Below are 9,104 nucleotides of genomic sequence, written 5' to 3' on the forward strand. Positions count from 1 at the left end.
GTTGCCGATACATCAACTAACCGCCAATTCGGACACACGCGCCCCCCTTGCCTGTGATCCCAAGTCGAATAGACTCGTCAACATCCGACGGGGGAGCCGCCGGACGGCCTCAATATCGGAAATGATCATTCACCGATAAAGGGTGTCGCTCTACGGCAAGGGGGTGCCACGATGCGTTACGCGTACTGAGGTATATGAGTCGCCGGCCGGGGCCCAAGCGCCCCGGCCCGCGCATTGCGGACATCTGCCAGATCTCGTATCGCTCTCGCTCGGGACGGAATGTGCCTGATTACGATCCACTTGATACAGCCACGGTGACCGACCCGTATCCCGTATACGACAGGCTTCGCGAAAGCGCTCCGATATTCTGGAGCGAGCGCCTCGGCTCGTGGATCGTGACGCGCTATGCCGACTGCCACCACGTACTCAGCGACGTGGACGGCTTCGCCAGCGACTGGCGCCGGGCCGGACACGAGGCGCCGCCCACCACAGCCCTGAGCATGCAGGAACTCGACCCCCCCGACCACACGCCGGTCCGCCGGCTTTTCACCACCGCATTCCGCGACCAGGACCTCGACGCGATCGGCGACCTCGCCGTCCGCGACGCGACGGCCGCCTTCGAACGGTTGGCCGACGCCCCGTCCTTCGACTTCACCGCCGAGGTCGCCCGCCCGGTCGCGCTCAACGCGGTCTGCCGCCTGCTGGGCGTCGAGCCCCCACCGGTGGCCGCCTTCGCCGAGCAGTCCGACGCGCTCGTCCGCGGCATGGACGCGGGCCTGTTGCCCGAAGTGCTCGAACCCGCCATGTCGGCCCGCGCCCGGATCAACGAGCTCATGGTCGAGTGGTTCACCGCCACCCGCGCGCCGGGGCTCCTCGCCCAGGTCCTCGACCAGGCCGGCACCGCGGGCATCACCGAGGACGCCGTGTGGAACAACGTCCGCGTGCTCTTCCTCGCCGGGTTCAGCACCACCGTCGGCGCGGCCGCCAACGCGGCTCTCGCCCTCATCGAGCACCCGGACGCGCTGAACAGGCTGCGCGACCCCGTCCTGTTGAACTCCGGTGTGGACGAACTCCTACGCTACGACGGACCGGTCCAGGGCACCACCCGCGCCTGCGTCGAGACCACCAAGATCGAGGACGTCACCGTGCGGCGCGGCGACCTGGTGCTGACGCTCTTCGGCAGCGCCAACCGCGACCCCGACCAGTTCGCCACCCCGAACGAACTGCTCCTCGACCGACGCCCCAACCGGCACCTCTCCCTGGGCTGGGGCCCGCACGCCTGCTCAGGCGCGATCCTCGCCCGGACCGTCATCGGGGCACTCGTCCAGGGGCTGCTGGCCGCCCCCGCGCGCCCCCGGCTCGCCGGCCCGCCCGTCCGGGTGCCGCGCGCCACCCTGCGCTACCCGGACCGGTTGCCCGTCACCTTCCGGACCGCCGAGACCGAGCGCTGAGACCTACAGCCGAGACCCACCGCCGAGACCAACTGCTGAGAGCGAGAGCCATGACCACCGACGCCGCAGCCGAGTACCATCCGCTCGACCCGAACACCCTGCTCGACCCCTACCCGGTGTACGCGGCCCTGCGGTCGATCGGCGCACCCGTCTGGAACCAGGCGCTCGACAGCTGGGTCCTCACCTCGTACCAGCACTGCCGCCAGGTGCTGCTCGACCACGAGAACTTCGCAGCCGACTGGCGACGAGCGGGCGAGACCGTCCCCGAGCCCGCCCTGGACGTCCACACCATCGACCCGCCCGACCACACCGCCATTTACGGCGTGCTCGCCGAATCGCTGCGCGACATGGCCTCGGACGGCCTCCGCACCCGCACCCGGGCCCACATCGCGACGATGCTCGACGAGCTGCCGGCCAGCCCGTTCGACGCGATCAGCGAGCTCACCGAACCGCTGGCCCGCTGGTTCATCCCGGAGGCCATCGGCGTGCCGCCCTTCGACCTCACCACCGTCCGGCCGATGGCCGAGGCCATCACCCAGGCCATGGACTCCGGGCTCAACCCGGCGGCCCGGGAGCCGGGCGTCGCGGCGCAGCGCCAGCTGGCCGCCATGATCGAGGGCTGGGTGACCGACATGGACGCGGGCCATCCCATCCGCACCCTGGTAGACAACGCCATGGCGGCCGGTGTCCCGCGCCACATCGCGATGAATTCGCTGCGCACCCTCGTCGTCAACGGATTCACCGCCGTCCCGGCCTCCCTCGGCAACGCGCTGAACATCCTTTCCCGGGACGCCAGTCTTCTCGCCGAACAACTGGACAGTCCCGAGGCGATCGACCGGGCACCGCACGAAATCTTCCGCTACGAGGCGCCCATTCAGGGGACGACGCGACTCGCCGTCCGGGACCTCGAATTCAACGGCGTGCAGGTGCGGCGCGGCCAGGGAATGCTGATGCTCTTCGCCGCGGCCAATCGCGACCCCGAGCAATTCGACGACCCGGACACGGTCCGGCTCAATCGGTGGCCGAATCACCACCTCACCTTCGGCTATGGCGCCCACGCCTGCACCGGATCGCTGCTGGCGCACCTGCTGCTGCGGGAATTGCTGACGGTCCTCGTGGAACGCGGAGCCGTTCTCAAGCCGGCCGGAGCCGTCGTCCACAAGAAGCTCGCCACCGTCCGCACGATCGCCGAACTCCCCTTGGAAATCCAGTAAATGAGCAGTTATCGCACCGCGCTCGCCGTACCGGAATTTCGGGCGATCTTCGCGGCGCATGTCGTCTCCATGGCGGGAGTGGTCACCGCCAATTTCGCACTGACCGTACTCGTGTACTCCCGGACAGGCTCGGCGCTGCTGTCCTCCCTGGTCTTCACCCTGGTGCTGGCGCCGCACCTCATCGCGGGCACCCTGCTGTCCGCGCTCATCGACCGGTTCCCGCCCCGGCGCTTGCTGGTCAGCTGCAACCTGCTCTCCGCGGCACTCGTCACCGCCATCTCGCTGTCCGGCCTCCCGGTGGCGGCCGTGCTCGTCCTGGCCTTCACCCTGGGCCTGATCGAGCCGGTGTTCTCCGGAGCCCGCGCCGCGACCCTCCCGGACGTCCTCCCCGGCGACACCTACGTGTCGGGGCGCAGTCTCATGCGACTGGTCGCCCAGGGAGCACAAATGGGCGGGTTCGCCGTCGGCGGTCTGCTCATGGCGGCGTTCACGCCACGGGTCATGCTCCTCATCAACGCGGGCTGCTTCCTGTTCTCGGCCGCCCTGCTCCGCTTCGGGACCAAGAAGCGCGTGCCCGACCGCGACTCCGGGGCCGACCGCCCCACCTCGCTGCTGCGGGACTCCCTCAACGGCCTCGGCGCCGTGATGAAGGTGCCGGCCGTACGACGGATCCTGTTCCTCGGCTGGGCGGTCCCCGCCCTCGGGGTCATTCCGGAAGCCCTGGCCGTGCCGTACACCGACGGTCTCGGTGGGGGCACGACCGCAGCGGGGCTGCTGCTCACCGCAATCCCGCTGGGCACCATGACCGGTGAGGTCCTCACCAACTGGCTGGTCCCGAAGGACCGGCAGGTCCGCATGATCGGCCCGGCCGCGCTGCTGGTGTTCGCCCCCATGCTGTTGTTCGCGCTGCGACCGGGCCTGGTGCCCGCCATCGTCGCGCTGTTCGTGTGCGGCCTCGGGTTCAGCACCCAGCTCGGCCAGGACCGGCTGCTGCTCCAGGTCGTGCCCGACGAGCTGCGGAGCCGGACGCTCAGCCTCCAGATGGCCGGGCTCATGTTCTGGCAGGGCCTCGGATTCGCCGCGGGCGGCGCCGTCGCCGAGCTGTTCGCCCCCCATGTCGTGATCTGCGCGGCGGCGGTCAGCGGACTGCTCGTCATCGTCCTGCTGCTGCGCGGAGCGCTCCTCCGCACCGAGCAGCCGGGTTCCCGAAGCGAGGAAGGACTCGTCAGTGGATGACGTGAACGTCGACCCGGTCGGCGACGAGCGCTGGAAGGCGCGCATCCGGGTCGCTCACGTGACCGTGCCCCGCTGGGCGCGCGACGCACCCGACCACTGCGTCTACCGGTCCAACGCCACCGGCACCTGGGAACTGTACGAGTGGGACCGGGCGAGCGACACTCGCCGCCAACTCACCGACCGACCCAACGGCACCGCCCTGGGGCACATCGACCCGACCGGATCCACGGTGTGGTGGTTCGCCGACACCGACGGCAACGAGTCCGGGATCTGGATGCGCCGGCCGTTCGGCGGGGACCACGACGAACCCGCCGTACCCGGCCTGCGCCCCTCCTACCGGGCGGGCCTCGCTCTCGGCAGGGACGGCCTCGCCGTCATCGGCACCACCGTGACCGGCGAGACCTCCGTCCACGTCAGCCGGCCCGGCGCCGAGCCCCGCATTCTCTACCGTCACCCCTCCGACGCCCATGTGGGGGCGCTGTCCGCCGACGAGACCCTCGTCGCGATCGGGCACAGCGAGCACGGCGACAGCAGGCACAAGGCCGTCCGCGTGCTCGACCTGAACGGCAACGTCGTCGCCGACCTGTGGGACGGCGAAGGCCGCGGACTCGGCGGAATCTGGGACGGCCCGGGCAAGGGCCTCGGCGGCATGGAGTTCTCCCCGGTCCCCGGCGACTCCCGGCTGCTCGTCGAGCACGAACGCCATGGCAGGCCCGAGCCGCTGATCTGGGACACCGCCACCGGCGAACAGCACGAGATCCGGCTCGACCTGCCCGGCGAGGTCAGCGCGGCCTGGTACCAGGACGGCACCGCGCTGCTGATCTGGCACGCCCACCATGCCCGCGACGAGCTCTACCGGCTGGAGCTGGACCGGGAGAACCCTGGAGACGCCGAGCGGCTCACCCGCTTGGACACCCCGAAGGGCGTCATCCGGGGCGCCGGAACGCGCCCGGACGGCACCGTCGAGTTCGCCTGGTCCAGTGCCGCGCACCCGCCGGTCGTCCGGTCGACCTCCGGCGGAATCGTCCTCGCCCCGCCCGGGCCGGCCGCCCCGCCGTCCGTCCCCGTCACCGACGCCTGGGTGGACGGACTCGGCGGCCGCATTCACGCCCTGGTGTCCCGGCCGGCGACCGCCGACGGACCGCTCCCGTGCGTCTTCGAGGTGCACGGCGGCCCGATCGGCTACGACGACGACGCCTTCGACCCCGTGGTCGCCGCGTGGGTCGATCACGGCTTCGCCGTCGTCCAGGTGAACTACCGCGGTTCCACCGGCTACGGCTCCCGTTGGCGGGACGCCATCGAAGGCCGTCCTGGCCTCACCGAGCTGGAGGACATCGAAGCGGTCCGCGAGTGGGCCGTCACCAGTGGCCTCGCCGACCCCAAGCGCCTCGTCCTGAGCGGCCGTTCGTGGGGCGGATACCTCACCCTGCTCGGGCTCGGCATCCACCCGGGCAACTGGGCCGTCGGCATCAGCACCATGCCCGTCGCCGACTACTTCGCCGCGTACGAGGACGAGATGGAGGCCCTGCGGGCGTACGACCGCTCGCTGTTCGGGGGTTCCCCAGAGGAAGTGCCCGACCGGTACCGAGCGTCCTCCCCGCTCACCTACGCGGACCGGGTCGAGGCACCGATCCTGGTGATCGCGGGGGAGAACGACCCCCGCTGTCCCATCCGACAGATCGACAACTACATCGACCGCCTCACCGAGCTGGGCAAGCCGCACGAGGTGTACCGGTACGACGCAGGACACGGCTCACTCGTCGCATCCGAGCGGATCCGGCAAATCGGAGCGACGATCACGTTCGCCCGCACTCATCTACCCGCCTGACGGAGCGAAGAGATGACCACGAGCGAGACCATGCCGAGCGTGGCGGCGCTGAACCTCGAGCTCGATACCGAGCGCATGGCAGCCGAGATCCGGGCGCTGCGGGACGAGCCGTGGCGACGCAACCGCATCGTCAGCAGCAACGGCATCGGCCACGAGATCATGGATGACTGAAGATGTTCATCCTGCGCGGGCCCAACGGCGACATGTGGGCCCCGCCGAGACCAGCGGGGCCCACATGTCGCCGTAGTCCCAGCCGCCGGCGCCCCGGGCGTGCCCCCGGCCCGGCCGCTACGCCCCCGGCAGCCCCGGCACCACCAGCCCGCTCTCGTACGCGATCACCACCGCGTGGGTGCGGTTCTGCGCCCCGAGCTTGGCCAGCACGTTCCCCACGTGCGTCTTGACCGTCTCCAGGCTCACCGCGAGCGACTGGGCGATCTCCGGGTTGGACAGCCCGGTCGCCATCAGCCGCAGCACCCCCTCCTCCCGCCCGGTCAGCCCCGCCCGGGGCAGCGCCTCGGCCGAACCCAGCGGCCGGGCCGCGACCATCCGGCGCAGCGCGGCCGGGAACAGCACCGCCTCCCCGGCCGCCACCACCCGCACCGCCTCGGCGATCTGCGGGACGGGCAGCCGCTTGAGCACGAAGCCGCTGGCGCCGGCGCTGAGCGCGGCGGTGACGTAGCCGTCGTTCTCGAAGGTGGTGATCACCACGACCCTGGGCGGGTCGTCGTGCTCCCGCAGCAGCTCGCGAGTCGCCTCGATGCCGTTGCGGCGCGGCATCCGCACGTCCATCAGCACCACGTCCGGCCGCAGGAGCCGGGCCTGGGTGACCGCCTCGATGCCGTCGGCGGCCCGGCCGACCACCTCGATGCCCTGCTGGGCGCCGAGCAGGGTGCCGAGGCCGCTGCGGGTGACGGGGTCGTCGTCGGCGATCAGGACGGTGACGTCGCCGCCGGGGCCGCTCACGCCGACCGCCGCACCGGCAGCCGCACGGCCAGCCGCCACCGACCCTCGCCGTGCGGGCCGGCCTCGAACCCGCCGTGCAGCAGCCGCACCCGCTCGGCCAGTCCGGGCAGGCCGTGACCGGAGGTCGGGAAGCCGCTCGCGCCGGGCCCCGCCCCGGCACCGCGCACATCGTTCACCACGGTCAGCTCCAACTCCTCGGGCCCCGCCGCCACCCGCAGTTCGATCGGCCCGCCCGCGCCGTGCCGCAGCGCGTTGGTCAGCCCCTCCTGGACGATCCGGTACGCGGCCCTGGAGAGCGTGCCCTGCACCTGCGCCAGGTCCCCGGAGGTCTGCGGCACCACGACCGCGCCCGCGTGCCGCAGCCGGTCGATCAGCTCGGGCAGGTCGGCGAGGGTCCGCACCGGCGCCGCGCCGGCCTGCTCCTCGCGCAGCACGCCGAGCACGTAGTCGAGGTCCTCCAGCGCGGCCCGGGTCGACTCCTCGATGCTGCGCATCGCGGCCCGCGCCGCCACCGGGTCGGCGGCCAGCACCTCGCCCGCGACGGCCGCCTGGATGGTGGCGGCGGTCAGGGTGTGCCCGATGGAGTCGTGCAACTCGTGGGCCAGCCGGTTGCGTTCGGCCAGCTGCCGCTCGCGCTCGGCGGCCATCGCGAGCCGCTCGGCCGGCGAGGGGCCGAGCAGCCGGGGCGCCAGCCAGCGCAGCACCTCCGACACCGCCACGAACAGCGCCGCCGCCAGGGCCAGGCTGGACACCCCCAGGACCCAGGCCCAGACGCCGGTGACGTCCCGGGACCAGCCGAAGAGGCTGACCCGGGCCGAACCCTCGGCCCACTGCCCCGGCAGGGTCACCCCCATCACCACGAGGGTGCTGCCGCCGATCAGCACGATCCACCCCAGCGCCACGTGCGCCAGCACGAACGCCGGCGTCCGCCGGCGCCCGCCCGCGGCCCCCTTGACCGGGTCCGGGAGCGGGACGCCCAGCAGCCGGCGCGCCCCCGCCACCAGCACCCGCCGCACCACGCGCAGCGTCCCGGCCGCCGCCAGCAGCACCGCCCACACCGGCAGCCCCACCCAGGCCGCCTCCGGACGGCCGTCCACCCCCAGCGTCAGGCCCAGCGCGACCACCGCCAGCGGAAGCCCCGCCAGCGCCCCGGCCACCGCGAAGAGCACACCCGTGTACGTCGATCCGCGCAACAGCGGCCGCAGTCCCTTGATCATGTCGGCCAGTATTCCGGGCGGCCCGGAGGCCGTCCTCCCCCGATCGAGGGAGCATCTCCCCGCCTCCGACGTGCGGGGATGCGCCCCGCCGGGCCCCCGCGACTGCTTCCCCGGACAACGGAACGGCCGGTCGATCCGAAGATCGACCGGCCGTTCCGGTTTGTGCGCGAGGGGGGAGTTGAACCCCCACGCCCTTTCGGGCACTGGAACCTGAATCCAGCGCGTCTGCCTATTCCGCCACCCGCGCATCTGGGTGATGGGGAAAAGCTTAGACCATCCCGAGGGGTGCTCATGACCACCCTCCCGGGACGGCGGCCGGACGACCGGGCGAACGGGCCGTGGCTGGAACCTCAGGACGATCCGAAATCGTCCGGCGGTCGTACACCGGGGCAAATCCGGCATACCTAGCCTTGAGCGGAAGAATCCGACCAGTCGGCAGGATCCCGCGGTGGCGGGGCCGCGCCGCGATCAACGACGTGAGGTCCCATGTCCCGCTCCTCCTGCCTCGCCTTCACGGTCGGCGGCCTCGCCCTCGCCGGGCTGGCGGTGGGCGGTGCCGCCCTGGTGAACAGCGACTGGCTCGCCAAGAAGGCGGGCGCCGCCTGGGAGATCACCTACGAAGCCACCCCGGGCCAGGGCGGCGCGCCTCGCGCCGAGGACGTGCGCTACAGCCACAACCCCGACCGGAACGACTCCACGGACAAGAAGGAGGCGACCGGCCCGGTGAGCCTGCCCTGGAAGAAGACGGTGTTCGTCAGGGTCGGCGAGCAGGCCCGGGTGGAGGTCGTCCCGGTCGGCAGCGGAAGGGCCGGTTGCCGCGTCCTGCTGGACGGCGTCCGGGTGGTGGCGGAAGGCACCTCCCCCGCCCCCGGCCGACCGGCCGTCTGCGAGGTGACCACGAGCGGCACGCCTGGCAAGTGGCCGCGATGAACGAGCTTCCGGCCTGCGGCCCGGAAGGGGTCGCGCGAGAAGTCGGCCGGGCCGACTTCTCGTGTCGACAGGGCCGGGCAGCCTAGAACAGGGCGGTGGCTTCCTGGATCTCCAGGACGGCGGCGGCGAAGTCCTCGGGGCCGCCTCCCCACGGGTCGGTGATGCCCGAGCCTAGATGATTGATGCCAAGGGGTTCAGTGGTCGTACGCGGTGAGGGAACGCATGACGGGCTGCCCGGTCTGGTCGTTGTGCCAGATCGCGGCGG

At 71.9% G+C, this 9,104-nt stretch carries 8 protein-coding genes and 1 tRNA gene; 6 read left to right on the forward strand and 3 right to left on the reverse strand.

The genetic code is table 11. From position 1 onward, the window contains the following. Window positions 1-395 precede the first annotated feature (395 nt). From ACZ55U_RS23005 to ACZ55U_RS23025, 5 genes are read left to right on the forward strand one after another with little or no spacing between them, the layout of a single operon-like run. A complete protein-coding gene (locus ACZ55U_RS23005) occupies window positions 396-1,451 on the forward strand; it encodes a cytochrome P450 (protein WP_465528408.1) in 1,056 nt (351 codons plus the stop codon). Between the two features lie 50 nt (window positions 1,452-1,501). Further along, window positions 1,502-2,665 (forward strand): cytochrome P450, encoded by a 1,164-nt coding sequence (locus ACZ55U_RS23010; protein WP_465528410.1) that lies wholly within the window; start codon window positions 1,502-1,504, stop codon window positions 2,663-2,665. Then, on the forward strand, window positions 2,666-3,901 hold the full coding sequence (locus ACZ55U_RS23015) for an MFS transporter (RefSeq protein WP_465528412.1): 1,236 nt from the start codon (window positions 2,666-2,668) through the stop codon (window positions 3,899-3,901). Window position 3,902: 1 nt separating this feature from the next. Continuing rightward, entirely contained in the window at window positions 3,903-5,729 is a 1,827-nt protein-coding gene (locus ACZ55U_RS23020; RefSeq protein ID WP_465528432.1) for a S9 family peptidase, read from the forward strand. Window positions 5,730-5,741: 12 nt separating this feature from the next. Beyond that, window positions 5,742-5,900 (forward strand): hypothetical protein, encoded by a 159-nt coding sequence (locus tag ACZ55U_RS23025; RefSeq protein WP_465528414.1) that lies wholly within the window; start codon window positions 5,742-5,744, stop codon window positions 5,898-5,900. A 117-nt stretch (window positions 5,901-6,017) separates the two neighbouring features. Here ACZ55U_RS23025 and ACZ55U_RS23030 read toward each other — a convergent pair whose 3' ends face one another. From ACZ55U_RS23030 to ACZ55U_RS23040, 3 genes are all read right to left on the reverse strand, one after another. Further along, window positions 6,018-6,692, reverse strand: coding sequence for a response regulator transcription factor (locus tag ACZ55U_RS23030; protein ID WP_465528416.1), 675 nt, complete (start codon window positions 6,690-6,692; stop codon window positions 6,018-6,020). Continuing rightward, complete coding sequence (locus tag ACZ55U_RS23035) at window positions 6,689-7,909, reverse strand: sensor histidine kinase (RefSeq protein ID WP_465528418.1); 1,221 nt, start codon at window positions 7,907-7,909, stop codon at window positions 6,689-6,691. Before ACZ55U_RS23035 ends, ACZ55U_RS23030 begins: the two co-directional genes overlap by 4 nt. A gap of 163 nt (window positions 7,910-8,072) precedes the next feature. Then, window positions 8,073-8,156, reverse strand: a tRNA-Leu gene (locus tag ACZ55U_RS23040). 239 nt (window positions 8,157-8,395) lie between these two features. On the opposite strand from ACZ55U_RS23040, the gene ACZ55U_RS23045 reads away from it, so the two are divergent. Next, complete coding sequence (locus ACZ55U_RS23045; RefSeq protein WP_465528420.1) at window positions 8,396-8,839, forward strand: hypothetical protein; 444 nt, start codon at window positions 8,396-8,398, stop codon at window positions 8,837-8,839. Window positions 8,840-9,104 lie beyond the last annotated feature (265 nt).

It is taken from the genome of Kitasatospora sp. NPDC034533 (assembly GCF_055575155.1).

Coding starts and splice junctions, on each gene's coding strand:
- ACZ55U_RS23035 (WP_465528418.1), bottom strand. CDS start 7,909: ATGATCAAGGGACTGCGGCCGCTGTTGCGCGGATCGACGTACACGGGT.
- ACZ55U_RS23025 (WP_465528414.1), top strand. CDS start 5,742: ATGACCACGAGCGAGACCATGCCGAGCGTGGCGGCGCTGAACCTCGAG.
- ACZ55U_RS23010 (WP_465528410.1), top strand. CDS start 1,502: ATGACCACCGACGCCGCAGCCGAGTACCATCCGCTCGACCCGAACACC.
- ACZ55U_RS23045 (WP_465528420.1), top strand. CDS start 8,396: ATGTCCCGCTCCTCCTGCCTCGCCTTCACGGTCGGCGGCCTCGCCCTC.
- ACZ55U_RS23015 (WP_465528412.1), top strand. CDS start 2,666: ATGAGCAGTTATCGCACCGCGCTCGCCGTACCGGAATTTCGGGCGATC.